At 30.9% G+C, this 15,492-nt stretch carries 16 protein-coding genes; 10 read left to right on the top strand and 6 right to left on the bottom strand.

Annotation, left to right across the window (positions count from 1 at the left end):
• The 7 genes from Q0945_RS14930 to Q0945_RS14900 all read left to right on the top strand — a co-directional run.
• On the top strand, positions 1–729 hold a 729-nt coding region (locus Q0945_RS14930; protein ID WP_299436049.1), incomplete at its 5' end, for a hypothetical protein.
• A 32-nt stretch (positions 730–761) separates the two neighbouring features.
• Entirely contained in the window at positions 762–2,783 is a 2,022-nt protein-coding gene (locus Q0945_RS14925) for a gliding motility-associated C-terminal domain-containing protein (RefSeq protein ID WP_299436046.1), read from the top strand.
• Positions 2,784–2,843: 60 nt separating this feature from the next.
• On the top strand, positions 2,844–3,746 hold the full coding sequence (locus Q0945_RS14920; protein WP_299436054.1) for a type IX secretion system membrane protein PorP/SprF: 903 nt from the start codon (positions 2,844–2,846) through the stop codon (positions 3,744–3,746).
• A gap of 47 nt (positions 3,747–3,793) precedes the next feature.
• Positions 3,794–4,327 (top strand): isopentenyl-diphosphate Delta-isomerase, encoded by a 534-nt coding sequence (idi, locus tag Q0945_RS14915; RefSeq protein ID WP_299436043.1) that lies wholly within the window; start codon positions 3,794–3,796, stop codon positions 4,325–4,327.
• A complete protein-coding gene (locus tag Q0945_RS14910; protein WP_299436040.1) occupies positions 4,324–4,731 on the top strand; it encodes a 6-carboxytetrahydropterin synthase in 408 nt (135 codons plus the stop codon). The genes idi and Q0945_RS14910 overlap by 4 nt, the downstream gene beginning before the upstream one ends.
• 84 nt (positions 4,732–4,815) lie before the next feature.
• Positions 4,816–5,784 (top strand): type I phosphomannose isomerase catalytic subunit, encoded by a 969-nt coding sequence (locus tag Q0945_RS14905; protein ID WP_299436037.1) that lies wholly within the window; start codon positions 4,816–4,818, stop codon positions 5,782–5,784.
• Positions 5,785–5,842: 58 nt separating this feature from the next.
• Entirely contained in the window at positions 5,843–6,112 is a 270-nt protein-coding gene (locus tag Q0945_RS14900; RefSeq protein ID WP_121069366.1) for a hypothetical protein, read from the top strand.
• 58 nt (positions 6,113–6,170) lie between these two features.
• Here the strand turns inward: Q0945_RS14900 and Q0945_RS14895 are convergent, their stop codons facing one another.
• The 3 genes from Q0945_RS14895 to Q0945_RS14885 all read right to left on the bottom strand — a co-directional run bounded on the left by Q0945_RS14895 (position 6,171) and on the right by Q0945_RS14885 (position 9,113).
• The gene (locus tag Q0945_RS14895; protein ID WP_299436030.1) at positions 6,171–6,872 is read right to left on the bottom strand and encodes a DUF4369 domain-containing protein; all 702 of its coding nucleotides are present in this window, start codon (positions 6,870–6,872) and stop codon (positions 6,171–6,173) included.
• 90 nt (positions 6,873–6,962) lie between these two features.
• A complete protein-coding gene (locus Q0945_RS14890; protein WP_299436027.1) occupies positions 6,963–8,279 on the bottom strand; it encodes a DUF819 family protein in 1,317 nt (438 codons plus the stop codon).
• A gap of 36 nt (positions 8,280–8,315) precedes the next feature.
• On the bottom strand, positions 8,316–9,113 hold the full coding sequence (locus Q0945_RS14885; protein WP_299436024.1) for an HAD family hydrolase: 798 nt from the start codon (positions 9,111–9,113) through the stop codon (positions 8,316–8,318).
• Positions 9,114–9,228: 115 nt separating this feature from the next.
• Here Q0945_RS14885 and Q0945_RS14880 point away from each other — a divergent pair, with 115 nt between their 5' ends.
• Positions 9,229–9,999, top strand: a complete 771-nt coding sequence (locus tag Q0945_RS14880) for a S1/P1 nuclease (RefSeq protein WP_299436021.1) — start codon at positions 9,229–9,231, stop codon at positions 9,997–9,999.
• Between the two features lie 132 nt (positions 10,000–10,131).
• On the opposite strand, the gene Q0945_RS14875 is transcribed toward Q0945_RS14880, so the two are convergent.
• A complete protein-coding gene (locus Q0945_RS14875; RefSeq protein WP_298487262.1) occupies positions 10,132–11,004 on the bottom strand; it encodes an AraC family transcriptional regulator in 873 nt (290 codons plus the stop codon).
• A gap of 211 nt (positions 11,005–11,215) precedes the next feature.
• Between Q0945_RS14875 and Q0945_RS14870 the strand changes: the two genes are divergently transcribed.
• Complete coding sequence (locus Q0945_RS14870) at positions 11,216–11,800, top strand: hypothetical protein (protein WP_299436017.1); 585 nt, start codon at positions 11,216–11,218, stop codon at positions 11,798–11,800.
• Between the two features lie 391 nt (positions 11,801–12,191).
• Positions 12,192–12,776: a hypothetical protein gene (locus Q0945_RS14865; RefSeq protein WP_299436015.1), complete on the top strand. Its 585-nt coding sequence runs from the start codon at positions 12,192–12,194 to the stop codon at positions 12,774–12,776.
• A 68-nt stretch (positions 12,777–12,844) separates the two neighbouring features.
• Here Q0945_RS14865 and Q0945_RS14860 read toward each other — a convergent pair whose 3' ends face one another.
• Both Q0945_RS14860 and htpG read right to left on the bottom strand, forming a co-directional pair.
• Positions 12,845–13,477, bottom strand: a complete 633-nt coding sequence (locus tag Q0945_RS14860) for an MOSC domain-containing protein (RefSeq protein ID WP_299436012.1) — start codon at positions 13,475–13,477, stop codon at positions 12,845–12,847.
• 92 nt (positions 13,478–13,569) lie between these two features.
• The gene (gene htpG / locus Q0945_RS14855) at positions 13,570–15,456 is read right to left on the bottom strand and encodes a molecular chaperone HtpG (RefSeq protein ID WP_299436009.1); all 1,887 of its coding nucleotides are present in this window, start codon (positions 15,454–15,456) and stop codon (positions 13,570–13,572) included.
• Positions 15,457–15,492 lie beyond the last annotated feature (36 nt).

Raw genomic sequence — 15,492 nt, 5'->3', positions numbered from 1 at the left:
AGTGAATTAGCAATATCTTTAGAAGATGATGCAGAAGTTCCAGTAACTGTAGATTTAAGTGCATTAGCAGTAGACACAGATGATCAAACATTATCAACAAATGGAAACCCTGGTCATATAGCGATATCAGAAGGTAACAATATTACTCTTAATGTTAATGATGCCGATTCAAATATTGGAAATGAATACAATACAGCTTTTGGAATAGTTGGTAATAATTTAAGATTATCAGATGGTGGTGGAGACAGAGATGTACCATTAGCTTCTTTAGGTTCGGACGATCAATTTGATGATGAAGTAGAATTAAGAGCTCCTATTGATGTAGATGATGCAGGAAAATCTGCAGCACAAGGATTTACAACAGAAACTAATGTTCAAGAAGTTATACAGGCAATAGCACCAATTACTTCTAAAGCAGCTAGAATATTTTATCCACCATCAATTGCAGTAGATGCATCAACAAATGGTACAGGAAGAACAATTAATTTATATACACAATATACAGCGCAATATGGAAGCCCTATGGTAGTGAGTGGTACAGGAGCAAGCCAAGCACCAGCAGCAATACCAACTTATGCGAATACAGAGTTGTATTACTATATAACGTATTATGATACTAGTGTTTTTGCTAATGTATCTGTAAATGAATTTGGTGTAATGACTTATGATGTTATAAACCAACCAGCAGATTATAATTCATTAATTAATGTTGTATTTGTTGTAAAATAATACAATTTACAAACATAAAGTCCCAACTAAGTTTGAAAGAAACCTACACATATAAAAAAATATTCCTCAGTTTTACATTGGTATTACTGGGGATTGTAGCATCTAATGCACAATATGTATTACAAGCTCCTAATACTACCGATGAAACTAATTATCGCTGGTATGAGGCTTCGGATACAAGTACGGTATTAGGAACAGATTCTTTTTTAGAAGTAACAGAAAGAGGGGTTTATTTTGCAACCTATGATGGTACTATTTGTGGATCTAACGCAACAGGTTATTTTATTGTAACCAACTGTAACTCTCCTTTTAATGAGGTTACTTTAGATGTTTCTAATAATGTTTCGCCAAATGCTACAATAAGTTGGAGTCCGCCATTACCAGGAGATCAAAATAGACCAACAGTAATTGCAACACAGACAGTAGAAAAATATACAGCAATAATTACAAAAGCAGGTAATGATAGCGCATTACCAAATTTTACAGTAGTGTGTATTAATGAAGCAGCCAATTTAGTAGATGATGTTGTAAGTACAGATGAAGACCAATCGGTAATAGTTCCTATCTATGATAATGATTCGGACTTACCAACAACAGGAAATTTAACAATAAGTACAGAACCTACTAACGGAACTGTTGCCATAAATAATAATGGCACGCCTAATGATCCATTGGATGATATAGTTACCTATACACCCAATGCAGATTATAATGGACCAGATACTTTTAACTATACGGTTTGTAACACTTTTGGAGATTGTAGCACAGCAACTGTAGATATAACAGTGCTGCCAATAGTAGATGCAATAGATGATTCTATTGCTACAGAAGAAAATACACCAGTAGCTATTGCTATACTAGATAATGATAATGATTTACCTAGTATTGGTACATTAACTATTGCTACACCGCCAACGAATGGCACTGTAGTAATAAATGATAATGGTACGCCTAACGATCCATCAGACGATACGGTAACCTATACTCCAAATGCAGATTATGTTGGTAATGATACTTTTGATTATACGCTGTGTGATAACGCAGGAAATTGTAGTACAGCTACAGTTACAGTATTAGTAACAGATGCTACCGATTTAGATGCCGATAACGATGGAATTTTAGACAGTTTTGAAGATTTAAATGTTGATGGCGATAATGATCCGGCAACAAACCCAACAGATACGGATAATGATGGTTTTGCAGATTATTTAGATATAGATGCAGATAATGACGGTATTCCAGATAATTTAGAAGCACAAACTACAGCAGATTATATTGCGCCTAGTGGTGTAGATGCAAATGCAAATGGTGTAGATGATGCGTATGAACAAAACGGAAATCTAGGTATTATACCAGAAGATACGGATGGCGATTTAATCCCAGATTATGTAGATGAAGATAGTGATAATGATAATGTCCCAGATTATATAGAGGGTAATGATCACGATCATGATGGTATACCAGATGTAGTATTAATTGGTTCTGATAAAGATGATGATGGTTTAGATGATGGTTTTGAAGGAGCATCTACCATAGATTTAGATGTAAATGATGAATTAGATGATCCATATAATGATTTACCAAATACAGATGGCGATGCAGAGTCTGATTATAGAGATACTGATGATGATGATGATGGTATAGAAACTATAGACGAAGATTTAAATGGTGATGGAGACTATGCCAATGATGATAGTGATGGCGATGGTACCCCTAATTACTTACAACCAGATTTAATAGTTAATGAAAATGAAGTAGAAGTATTTAATGTACTTACACCAAATGGCGATGGAGTGCACGATGTGTTAACTATTTCTGGGTTAGAAAATTTCCCAAATAATTCTATTCGAATTTATAATAGATGGGGTGTATTAGTGTACAGTACAAATGCATATAATACCGAAGGAAATATTTTTGATGGTACATCATCAGGTAGAGTTACTGTTAATGTAGATAATAAACTACCAGTAGGTACTTACTTCTACATATTAGATTATGAACAAGCCACTGGAAATATGAAATCTCTGTCAGGTTACATATATATAAACAGATAAATGATATTTATGAAAAATATCCATAAAGAAATTAAAATTCCTCTCTGGATTGTTAGGGGTATGGTGGTGTTAGTATTTTTGGTTACAGGAATGTTACAATCACAACAAGATGCGCAGTATACACAGTATATGTATAATACGGTAAGTGTAAATCCGGCTTATGCAGGATCTAGAGGGCAAATGAGTATTGCGGCTTTGTATAGAGCACAGTGGGTTGGTCTAGAAGGGGCACCTACTACACAAACTTTAAATGCACATTCTCCTATTGGATATAGAGGAGTAGGTTTGGGGGTATCTATTGTAAATGATAAGATAGGACCAACCTCAGAAACCAATTTTGATGTAGATTTTTCATATACCGTATGGACATCTACAGAAGGCAGGTTAAGTTTTGGACTTAAAGCAAGTGCAAATTTATTAGATGTTCGTTTTTCAGAATTAAATCAATTTACTACAGATCCTAATTTACAACAAAATATAGATAATAGATTTTCACCTAATATTGGTGCAGGAGTATACTATCATACCCAAAAGTTTTATGCAGGTTTATCTGTTCCACGTTTTTTACAAACCTCTCATTTTGATGAGTCTACCTTATCAACAGCAAAGGAGCAAATGAATTTTTATTTAATTACAGGATATGTTTGGGACTTAAATCCCAATTTAAAATTTAAACCAACAATACTAGCAAAATTAGTGCAAGGAGCTCCATTACAAGTAGATTTATCGGCAAATTTTATGCTAGTAGATAAGTTTATTGTAGGTGCTGCATACCGTTGGGATGCTGCTTTTAGTGGTATGTTAGGATTTAATTTGTCTAACAAATTTCTTATAGGATTGGCGTACGATCGTGAGGTAACTGAGTTGGGAAATGCAGCCTTTAATGATGGCTCTTTTGAAGTTATTTTAAGGTACGACTTTATTCATACAAAGGATAATTTAAAATCTCCAAGATTCTTTTAAAAAGCATATTCTCTTTATATATTCTGTAAAGATGTTATTTTTACAAAATGAAAGAGGAAGAAGTTATATTAGTGAATACTAATGATGAGCCAATTGGTACTATGCCAAAAATGGAAGCGCATGAAAAAGCGGTTTTACATAGAGCATTTTCTGTTTTTATTATGAATAAAAATGGAGAAACAATGCTCCAACAACGTGCCGCGCATAAATACCACTCTCCTTTGCTATGGACAAACACATGTTGTAGTCACCAAAGAGTAGGAGAAAGTAATATACAAGCAGGAAAAAGAAGATTACAAGAAGAAATGGGGTTTTCTGCAGAACTACAAGAAGTAACTTCTTTTATATACAAAGCACCTTTTGATAATGGTTTAACAGAACATGAACTTGATCATGTTATGATAGGTAGTTATAATGGAGAACCAAAAATAAATCTTGATGAAGTAGAAAGCTGGAAATGGATGAAGCCAGTTGATATTAAAAAAGATATTGCAATTAACCCAGAAATTTATACGGTGTGGTTTAAGATTATTTTTGAGAAATTTTACACGCATATAAATCAAAATAGAGAAGGACTATGAAAGTTAAAGTGAGTAGAAAAGCACATTTTAATGCTGCACATAGACTTTATAGAAAAGATTGGGACAATGCAAAAAATGCCGAAGTATTTGGTAAGTGTAATAACCCTAATTTTCATGGTCATAATTATGAATTGGTGGTAAGTGTATATGGAGAAATTGACCCAGAAACAGGATTTGTAATGGATATGAAGGTTCTAAAAAGCCTTATAAAATTACACATTGAAGACGCTTTAGACCACAAAAATTTAAATATTGAAATTGCCGCTTTTAAGGAGGTAAACCCAACCGCAGAGAATATAGCTGTTTTTATTTGGAAAACTTTAAGACCTTTTATAGATAAGGATAAAGATTTAGAGGTGGTTTTATATGAAACGCCTAGAAATTACGTTACTTTTTGTGGATAGTATTAAAATTTTAATTTAAAGTTCTCAATACTATTTTGTAAGAAAAATCGTTCATTTTAAGACAAAATAAATATAATTGTAATTATGAAACTTTACCCTTTAAAATTCCAGCCAATATTAAAAGAACGTCTTTGGGGCGGAACAAAGCTAAAAGATGTTTTAGGGAAACCTAGTGAGAGCGAAATTACTGGAGAAAGCTGGGAACTTTCTGGGGTGCCTGGAGATATCTCACAAGTGTCTAATGGAGAGTTACAGGGAGTTTCTTTGCAAGAGTTAATTAACGATTACCCAGAAGAGTTATTAGGTAAGAGTGTTGTGCAACGTTTTGGTAAAGAATTTCCTATTCTTATTAAGTTTATAGATGCTAAACAAGATTTGTCTATACAATTACATCCAAATGATGCTTTGGCAAAAGAACGCCATAATTCCTTCGGGAAAACAGAAATGTGGTATGTTATGGATGCAGATAAAGAAGCTAACTTAATTGTTGGTTTTAATAAAGATGTAACCAAAGAGGAGTATAGCAAAAGCTTAGAAGATAATACTTTATTAGATTTATTAAATTACGAGGATGTATCAGAAGGGGATACGTTCTTTATAAATACTGGAAAAATTCATGCTATAGGAGCAGGAGTTTTACTTGCTGAGATACAGCAAACATCTGATGTTACGTATAGGGTCTTTGATTTTAATAGAAAAGACAAAGAAGGTAATTTAAGGGAATTACATACAGAAATGGCTTTAGATGCTATGGATTATAAGAAGAAAGATGATTTTATTGTAAATTATCCTACCCAAAGTAACCAAATAAATACCATGGTAGATTGTCCGTATTTTAAAACTAATTTTATTGAAATAACGGAAGATTTAACCCAAGAAGTAACGCAAAGAGATTCTTTTACAATATATATGTGTGTTGGCGGAAAAGTTGAAGTAACTACACAGGCAGGTTCTGCTATAATAGAAAAAGGAGAAACAGTATTAGTGCCAGCAAGAACTAACATGATAACCTTGAGTGGTTCTAATGCTAAATTATTAGAAGTAACTATTTAAGATACTCTTTTATATAGATTTATTCTAAAACCTTTACTTTTGCTAAAAAAATAGAATAATGGCAAGTATTAAAGATTTAAAAAAAGATATTAATTACGTTTTAGGAGATATTATAGAAGCTGTTTATATAGTAGAAGCTGCAAATAATAAGCAAGATTCTAAAGAAGGAGCTTCAATAATAGATGGTGCAATTGCTACTTTTGATGATTTAATTGCAAAAGTAAACAAAAGAGGTGTTGAGGATAGAAAAGCACATCTTAAAGCTGTAAAAGAAGAATTAGAAACTAAAGCAAAAGGTTTAGTTGAAGAACTAAACAAATTGGGTTAGTAAGAAAAATTGATATTAATTAAAAAGTCCACCATTGGTGGACTTTTTTTTATGTTTTTTATTTAGGCAATTTGTCTAAGTGCTTTTTTAAGGCATTACCGTATTTTGAGGAAGACACTTCTGGAGTTAAAGAGTTATAGATAGAATCTAAATATATTCTATTTGCATCAGGAACTTCATATAACGCTACATATGGAGCTACTGTAGAATTTGTATTTGTAAGAGCAAAGTTAATGGCATAAGCATAACTCTTTTTTATTGTTTTATCGCTTAGTTTCTGTACAGAGTCTATTTGTAAGGAATCTAAAGCAACTTTAGAGTTTTGCGCATTTTGTATGATTTCAATGTTTTTAATACTAAAATTAGACATGATTTTTCGGTATTCGTTATACTTTATATTACTCTCAGAACCAGTAATTTTAGCGTTGCGATCAAAAGTGTCCCAAGAAGTATTAATAGTTATTACTCCGGGTTCGCCAAAAAAAGTAATGCGATCATTGAATTCATTCAAATCTTCTTTTTTTAAATATAAATTGTATATTTCTGGGCTTTCTACTTCGGTTTTAAAAGTAAAAGAACCGTTACCATCAACCTTTAAAGAATCTAAAGTAATTAGTAAGGTATCTTTAAATTTTTGAAGATATAAATTCCCTTTTTTTAAACCTTTTACATTCCCAGTTACGGTCATTGTATTTTGCGTGTCGCCACCACAAGAAATTAAGAATACGGTTAAAGTAATTGCAAGTGCTATTTTTTTCATGAAGTAATTTTATTGCGGCAAATATCTTTATTTTTTTTTATTTGCACTTATTAAAGGATAGAAATTAAGAATATAAAATGGTGTTTTTCTTTAGAGGGTAGATGCTATTTCCATAAGGTAAGCACATAAAAGTGCTCCGCCAGTACCCACTACATAACCAAAAACAGCAAGTAATACACCTACCGATGTTAAGGAAGGATGAAATTCTGCTGCAACAACAGGAGCAGAAGCTGCACCACCAACATTGGCTTGGCTACCTACCGCTAAGAAAAAATATGGCGCTTTAATTAGTTTTGCAGCTGCTATTAATAATATTGCATGTATACTAATCCAAATAAAGCCTATAGCTATAAGTCCAGGATTTTCTAGAACCCGACCTAAATCTACCTTCATGCCAATTGTAGTAACCAGAATGTATATGAACATTCCGCCAATTTTACTGGCCCCAGCTCCTTCATAATTTTTAGCTTTTGTAAAAGATAATACTATACCAACAGCAGTAGCAATTACTACCATCCAAAAGAAACTAGAACCAAGAAAGGATAAAAAATTAGTTGCATCTGCAATTGCAGAGACATTTTCTTTAAGATAAGTACTTATATTACCTCCAAAAAAATGTGCAATACCCACTCCTGTAAAAGCTAAACCTAACATAATCATATAATCTCCTAAAGTTGGTACTCGTGTAATTTTTTCTGTAAACTCTGTTACTTTAATTTTTAGTTTTTCAATAGCTGAAGTATCTGCCTTAAGCCATGCATCAATTTTTTTAGTCTTACCAACACCTAATAATAGTATAGCCATCCATACATTGGCAACAAAAATATCTACCAATACCATACCACCGTATTTTTCTGGTGTATACTTAAATATTTCATACATAGCAGCTTGGTTGGCACTACCGCCAATCCAACTTCCTGCAATAGTAGAAAGTCCTCTCCAAATAGCATCAAAATTATTACCTCCTACAGATTCTGGTGAAAATATAGAAACAATTAAAATAGCTAATGGTCCGCCTATAATTATACCAGCACTACCAGTTAAGAACATGATTAAGGCTTTAGAACCTAGGTTGCTAATAGCTTTTAGGTCAATACTTAAAGTCATTAGTACTAATGCCGCAGGTAATAAATATCTACTGGCCATATAATATAATCTAGAATTATGCTCACTAAGATTTCCTAACGTATCTACTATATGCCATTTTTCGGCAATTACACCAAAAGAGGATAATAGAGCAGGTAATAGGTAGCACATTAGCACAGCAGGAATGATTGAATAAAATTTTTTCCAAAATCCTGTTTTTATAGAAGAGGTATAGAAAACAAAACCTAAGCATAAAGCAAGTAAACCAAATGTAACAGTATCCTCTGTAATAAGTGGTTGGGGTAATAACTTTTGAGTCATAAATAAAGAATTACATCTTTTTCAAATATAACCAAATTAAAGATGTTGTTTTATATAGTGTGCTACACCATTTTCTGTATTTTTTAAAGTAGTTACATTTGCTATTCTTTTTACCTCTTCCCGGGCGTTACCTACAGCAACACCGAAGCCAGTATGCTGTAACATATCTATATCATTATAATTATCTCCAAAAGAAATAACATTTTCTAGAGTCTCATTTTTTTTCAGAAGTTCTTTTATAGCCGATAGTTTAGAAACTGATTTAGGAGAAAGTTCTATTAGTGTATCATTAGATTGGTATATGTTTAGTTCCTTAGAAAAAGATTTTTGTAATTGAGAAAAAGCAATATCTGTGCTTTCTTTTGTTCCCATTAGCATTACTTTATGCGCTCCTACATCCTTTTTTTTCCACTCCTTAAGAACAGTGTTTATATTTTTAAAAAGAGGATCTACTTTAGTATGTTTTTTTTCTTTTTGCACACGTTCAGAATCCTCCTCTACATACCATTCATCTTTATAATAAAGGCCTAGTTTTATTTGGTGTTTTTTGGCTAAGTTGTAGATGGCTTCTAATTGACTGGTAGTTATTATTGTAGAAGAAATTTCTATATTGCCCTTTAAAATTAAAGCACCATTATAACAGATAATAGGTTCTTGTATAATACCAAGGTCTTTTTGAATATACCGCATAGCTTTTGGCATACGAGCAGAAACAAGAATAATTTGGGTTTTATCTTTTATTCTTTCTATTTCTGAAATAGTTATTTTTGATACATCACTTTTTGTTGTAAGTAAAGTACCATCTAAATCGGAACATAATATGGTATAGGTCATATATTTTATATCTGTTAAAATACAAATTTATACTATATAGAACAGCAAACCTATTAAGGTTAAATAGTAACAATGCCTTAATCTTGTAATTCTTAATTTTGATAAAATTTATAAAATGAGAAAAATTACAATTCTATTCTTTTTTATAGTTCAGCTTTCTTTTGGAAATTCTATTTTTTGGTCAAAAAAAGGGCATAGAGTAGTAGGGGAAGTAGCTCAGAAGTACCTAACAAGAAAGGCAAGAAAAGAGATAAGTAAATTATTAGATGGTCAAAGTTTAGCTTCTGTTGCCAATTATGCAGATTTTATAAAGGCGGATAAAAAATTTAGAGAGTTTAGTGCTTGGCATTATGTTAATTTTCCGGAAGAAAAAAAATATACCGATGTAGAGCCTAGTAAATATGGGGATGTAATACAGGGAATAGAAAAGTGTGTATCTATTATAAAGAATAAAAAAAGAAGTAAAGAGGATAGAGCGTTTTATTTAAAACTACTAGTTCATTTTATTGGAGATTTGCACCAACCACTACATGTTGGTAGGCTAGAAGATAAAGGAGGTAATGACATACAAGTGCAATGGTTTTCTAAAGAAAGTAATTTGCATAAAATTTGGGATACTAATATGATAGAAGATCATGGTATGAGTTATACCGAGCTTGCAAGTTCTTTACCTAAAATTAATAAAGAAAAAAGGAAAGCTATACAAGAAGGTACTATTTATGATTGGGTAGAAGAATCTCAAGACCTAGCAAATAAGATTTATGAATCTGTAGAGATAGGTGAAAAACTAAGTTACAAGTATAGTTATGTATGGTGGACAACAGTAGAGAAACAATTACAAGTGGGTGGTGTTAGGCTTGCCAAGGTTCTAAATAACTTGTTTTAAAATTTTGGCATGAGGTTTGATTTATAGTATATAAATAGTCTTACATGAGAATATTAATAGGATATACCTAGCTATTAAAGATAGTGTTTGGTTATTATAAGGTATAAAAATCGGTTCCCACGGCCGATTTTTTTAATGTAGTAACGTTTTTAATTCATTTCTATAATCAGAAGGGCTTTGACCAGTAAACGCTTTGAACGATTTATTAAAATGTGAAAAGTTATTAAAACCACATTCAAAACAAACCTCAGTAATACTTAATGGTTTTTCTGCAAGTAATTTAGAGGCATGTACCAAACGATATTCGTTTACAAACTGGGTAAACGTTTTATTAGTTATTTTTTTAAAATATCTACAAAAAGAAGGAACCGTCATACTAACCATATTAGATATTTGGTCTAAGGTAATTTCTTCGGTAAAATTATTTTTTACGTGATTAAAAACGATATTAATACGGTCATTGTCTTTAACATCTGTCTGTAAAGAAAAGCCTTCTGCATTTAAAAATATAGTTTCTGTAGAGTTTGCTAATTGATTTAATATACTAAGGATAGATAATAATCTTTGAAAATCTGTTTGGTATTCTAAGACTTCAATTTTTTCTCCAAGTTGTTTTTTTGTTTTTCCAGAAAAAGCAATACCACCATTTGATGCATCAAAAAGGCTCTTTATTTTTTTCATTTCTGGAATTTTAAAAAAATCATTTCCTAAAAAATCTAACTTCATTTGCACAACGGTTTCACTAGTATTGCCAGTTAAACTATCTGTAAGTCCGCAATGTGGTAAATTACTACCTATTAATATTAAGTCGCCATCCGAGTAATAAGATACATGACTTCCTATTTGCCTTTTTCCAGAACCACCGTTAACATATACCAATTCTATTTCTGGGTGGTAATGCCAAGAAGTATTATTATTTACATGATCTTCATCAAACTTCTGGTAGGTAAAAGAGTTCCCAAAATTAGGTTCTATAGCTTCAAAAGCAGGTTTTTGTGTAAACATTTTATTTTATTTGCTAGTGTAAATATAAGTAACTAAAAACAACAATTGTTTACTAAATTAACTATAAAATATGGTAAATTACCTCTTAACTATAAATTAACTTATTAGACGGGTAAAATAAGACATAAATTGGAAAAATGAGTTGTAGTGTATGGGGTAAAGCTGGTGTATGTTTGTAGTGTCGTTAATTAGTAATTTAAAATTAGACATTATGAAAGCACTTTTAAAAATCACAACCGTAGTTGCCTTTATGTTTATTGCAGCAATAAGCATGGCAAAAGAGCCAAAATTAATTTTGACAGCTTACAGTGAAACTAAAATGTTAGTGTTAGAATTAGAGAATGTATCTAATAATACCTACATTAAGTTTAAAGATGCGCAGGACAATGTCATTTACGCAGAGAGCGTATCTGATGATTTGTATTTTAAGAAATTTAATCTTGAAAAGTTAACAGATGGCACCTATTTCTTTGAAACAGATGGAGAGTTTAAATCTACTATTTATTCCATTAAGCTAGAGGGTAATAAATTAATTATTCTTGATAAAAAAGAAATAGTAAAGCCATTTTTTAGAGAAAAAGACTCACGAATTTTTCTTAACCTATTAAATTTAGATAAGAAAGATGTAATGATAAAAATCTATGATGAAGAAAGTAGATTGGTTTTCGAAGAAAAAGTAAAAGAAAAAATGATAGTGGAAAAAACTTTTAATTTTTCTAAAGCTTATGAAGGTAACTATAGAATATCTGTTTTACACGGAGATAAAAGTTATAATAAAAACTTCGTAGTTAATTAAGACTTAATTATATTAATTTTATAGAGGAGGCCCTATGGCCTCCTTTTTTTGCTAAAAAATTTAGTTTTATTAATACCTCCTTTATTATTGGTATTAAATATTGTTTTAGACAGGTTAAAAAGTATGGTTTAAAGAGTAGTAGTAAATAGTAATTTATAAATTTTATTTAATAGATAATAATATCTATGAAATTACCTTTTTACTATGTAACCTCTTAATAGTGTAAATAGGGGCTAAATCCTTTAATTGTTTGGTAAATTGCCTGTTAACATTAAATTAACCTACTACTAGGGTAATATAGCACATAAATAAGAAAAATGTGTTGTAGTATAGGGTATAAAGCTACTGTATGTTTGTAGTGTCTTTAATAAGTAATTAAAATTTAGAAATTATGAAAGCATTTTTAAAAACCACAACCGTAGTTGCCTTTATGTTTATTGCAGCAATAAGCATGGCAAAAGAGCCAAAATTAATTTTGACAGCTTACAGTGAAGCTAAAACTTTAGTATTAGAGTTAGAGAATGCATCTAAGAATACATACATAAAGCTTAAAGATAATCAGGGGAATGTTATTTATACAGAAAGTGTATCTAATGATTTGTACTCTAAGAAATTTAATCTAAAAAATTTAGAAGATGGTGTATATTTCTTTGAAACAGAAGGCGATTTTAAATCAACTACTTACTCCATTAAAGTAGAAGATAATAAGTTGGTAATTCTTGATAAAAAAGAAATTCTAAAACCATTTTTTAAAGAAACAAAAGAAAGCGTTTCTATTAATCTTTTAAATCTAAATAAAGAAGACGTAATGATAAAAATCTATGATGAAGATAATAGATTAGTTTTTGAAGAAGATGTAAAAGATAAAATGGTAGTAGAAAAATCTTTTGATTTCTCAGGAGCATACAAAGGTAATTACACATTATCTGTTACATACGGAGAAAAGAGTTACGAAAAATATTTTTTAGTTAATTAAGTTGGTTTAAGTTAATTTTTTTGGGAGGCTGGAGAGCCTCCCTTTTTTTGTTTTTTATATAATATGCGCTAAAGATATTTCTTTAGCTTTTCTCTTTTATGTTCAGGAAGAGTAGAATTAGTAATTGCTGTTTTAATAATTTCTTCATCTTTAACTTTAGCATATAATAAATTATAATACTGTTGTATGGTTAAAGAATTATCTGATTCTTCCATTAACTCAAAACTATCTCCAGTTTTTACATTACCTTCTTTTAAAACTTTAATGTAGGTTCCAGGAAATTGGTGTTCAATAAATTCTTTTAAAACTTTTTGAGTACCAAATCTAATACCAAGTTTATAGCAAGGCTCTCTTGGTTGCGTAATTTGTACTTTGCATTCTCCTACTGTATAAATATTTCCAATTCTTAAAGTAGATTCATTTAACCCCTCTACGGTAATGTTTTCTCCAAACATACCCCAGTTCCAATCTAAATTAGGGTATAGATTTTTCCAATACTCATAATTATCGGCAGAAAATAAATAGCAGGCTTTATCTATACCACCATGGTGTTTTCTATCTATAACAGTGTCCTTTTCAACATCAGACTTTCCTAAAAAAATAGGTTCATTTACAGGATATTTATAAATACCTGTTTGTTCTTCTTTACCATTCCAAACAATAGTAGTGGGTTTAGATATATTTGTTGCAATTACTTTCATATATTAAAGATAAAAAACCCCTTAGAATTATTATTATTCTAAGGGGTTTTATTTTTACTAGATAATCGAGATTTATTTACTGAAGAAATAGCTTATTTTACCATATCATAACTTCGTTTTATAAACTCGGTTAATTCGGCACCTTTTAATAAACCTTTAGATAGTTTCGCTAAATCTAAAGATTGATTAATTAAACGTTCTTTTTTCTTAGCCGTTTTAGTGTTTAGAATTTCGCTTACCAGTTCATGGTTAGTATTTACTACTAAGTTGTACATTTCGGGCATGTTACCCATTCCAAACATACCGCCACCACCAGTTTGTTGCATCTCTTTCATTCTACGCATAAATTCTGGCTCTGTAATAATAAAAGGAGAGGCAGAACTATCCATAGCTTCTAATTGAATAGTATAACTTTTACTTTCAATGGTTTTTTCTAGATCGGTCTTTAAAGTTTCTTTTTCCTCATCAGAAAGCTTAGAAATTTGATTATCCTCTTTTTTAATTAGATTATCTACATGATCAGAATCTACTCTAACAAAAGTGATATTCTCTTTAGAGCCTTCTAATTTTTGCATTAAGTGCGCAATAATAGGAGAATCCATTAAAAGAACTTCATACCCTTTAGTTTTTGCAGCTTCAATATAACTGTGCTGTGCTTCTTTGTCTGATGCGTAAAGGATAACTAATTTATCATCCTTATCAGTTTGGTTAGCTTTAATTTTCTCTTGTAACTCTTCAAAAGTAAAGAAAGATTCATCTACAGTTGGGTAAAGAGCAAACTTGTCTGCTTTGTCAAAGAACTTGTCTTCAGAAAGCATACCGTACTCGATAACAATTTTAATATCGTTCCATTTTGCTTCAAAATCTTCTCTATTATTTTTGAATAAAGAAGAAAGTTTATCAGCAACTTTTCTAGTAATGTAAGAGGATATTTTCTTTACTGCGCCATCTGCCTGTAAATAAGACCTAGATACATTTAAAGGAATATCTGGAGAATCTATAACACCACGTAACATGGTTAAAAATTCTGGAACAATACCTTCTACATTATCCGTAACAAATACCTGGTTTTGGTACAGTTGAATTTTATCTTTCTGAACGTTAAGATCGTTCGTTAATTTTGGAAAATAAAGAATACCAGTTAAGTTAAATGGGTAGTCTACATTTAAATGAATATGAAATAAAGGCTCATCAAACTGCATAGGATACAATTCTCTATAAAAACCTTTATAATCCTCATCTTCTATGTCTGCAGGTTGTTTTGTCCATGCAGGGTTAGGATTGTTTATAATATTATCTACCTCTTGTGTAGGTGCTTCATCTTCTTCTTTAGCACCTTCAGGCTTTGGTAAAGTTTCTGTCTTAGTTCCAAATTTTATTGGGACAGGCATAAACTTATTATATTTATTAAGTAACTCCGTAATTCTACCTTCTTCTAAAAACTCAGTAGAATCTTCTGCAACGTGTAATATTATTTCGGTTCCGCGATCTTCTTTTTTACTTTCTTCTAAAGTAAAGTTTGGAGACCCATCACAAGACCAGTGTGCAGCAGGTTCATCTTTAAAACTTTTAGTTATAATTTCTACTTTTTCTGCAACCATAAAAGCAGAGTAAAAACCAAGACCAAAATGACCAATTATACCTGTATCTTTTGCACCGTCTTCATATTTATTTAAAAACTCTTCTGCACCAGAGAAAGCAACTTGGTTTATATATTTTTCCACTTCATCAGAAGTCATACCTAAACCTTGGTCAATAATATGAATCTTTTTCCCTTCTTTATCTACTTTTATTTCAATCTTAGGATTGCCATATTCTACTTTAGCTTCCCCAATAGAGGTTAGGTGTTTTAATTTTAAAGTAGCATCTGTTGCGTTAGATATTAATTCACGTAAAAATATTTCGTGATCACTATATAAGAACTTCTTTATAAGTGGAAATATATTTTCTACGGATACATTAATTTTACCTTGTGACATTTCTATATCTCATTTTAATTGTTAATGATAGTTTAT

This window comes from uncultured Maribacter sp. (assembly GCF_947500405.1).
Lineage (GTDB): Bacteria > Bacteroidota > Bacteroidia > Flavobacteriales > Flavobacteriaceae > Maribacter_B.
The sequence above is the reverse complement of the archived record's forward strand: the minus strand, read 5'-3'. Positions and strand labels throughout refer to the sequence as shown.

What these genes read in the sequence shown, in the direction of transcription:
- Q0945_RS14920 (WP_299436054.1), top strand. Translation starts at nt 2,844, where the DNA reads ATGGTGGTGTTAGTATTTTTGGTTACAGGAATGTTACAATCACAACAA.
- idi (WP_299436043.1), top strand. Translation starts at nt 3,794, where the DNA reads ATGAAAGAGGAAGAAGTTATATTAGTGAATACTAATGATGAGCCAATT.
- Q0945_RS14910 (WP_299436040.1), top strand. Translation starts at nt 4,324, where the DNA reads ATGAAAGTTAAAGTGAGTAGAAAAGCACATTTTAATGCTGCACATAGA.
- Q0945_RS14905 (WP_299436037.1), top strand. Translation starts at nt 4,816, where the DNA reads ATGAAACTTTACCCTTTAAAATTCCAGCCAATATTAAAAGAACGTCTT.
- Q0945_RS14900 (WP_121069366.1), top strand. Translation starts at nt 5,843, where the DNA reads ATGGCAAGTATTAAAGATTTAAAAAAAGATATTAATTACGTTTTAGGA.
- Q0945_RS14895 (WP_299436030.1), bottom strand. Translation starts at nt 6,872, where the DNA reads ATGAAAAAAATAGCACTTGCAATTACTTTAACCGTATTCTTAATTTCT.
- Q0945_RS14890 (WP_299436027.1), bottom strand. Translation starts at nt 8,279, where the DNA reads ATGACTCAAAAGTTATTACCCCAACCACTTATTACAGAGGATACTGTT.
- Q0945_RS14885 (WP_299436024.1), bottom strand. Translation starts at nt 9,113, where the DNA reads ATGACCTATACCATATTATGTTCCGATTTAGATGGTACTTTACTTACA.
- Q0945_RS14880 (WP_299436021.1), top strand. Translation starts at nt 9,229, where the DNA reads ATGAGAAAAATTACAATTCTATTCTTTTTTATAGTTCAGCTTTCTTTT.
- Q0945_RS14875 (WP_298487262.1), bottom strand. Translation starts at nt 11,004, where the DNA reads ATGTTTACACAAAAACCTGCTTTTGAAGCTATAGAACCTAATTTTGGG.
- Q0945_RS14870 (WP_299436017.1), top strand. Translation starts at nt 11,216, where the DNA reads ATGAAAGCACTTTTAAAAATCACAACCGTAGTTGCCTTTATGTTTATT.
- Q0945_RS14865 (WP_299436015.1), top strand. Translation starts at nt 12,192, where the DNA reads ATGAAAGCATTTTTAAAAACCACAACCGTAGTTGCCTTTATGTTTATT.
- Q0945_RS14860 (WP_299436012.1), bottom strand. Translation starts at nt 13,477, where the DNA reads ATGAAAGTAATTGCAACAAATATATCTAAACCCACTACTATTGTTTGG.
- htpG (WP_299436009.1), bottom strand. Translation starts at nt 15,456, where the DNA reads ATGTCACAAGGTAAAATTAATGTATCCGTAGAAAATATATTTCCACTT.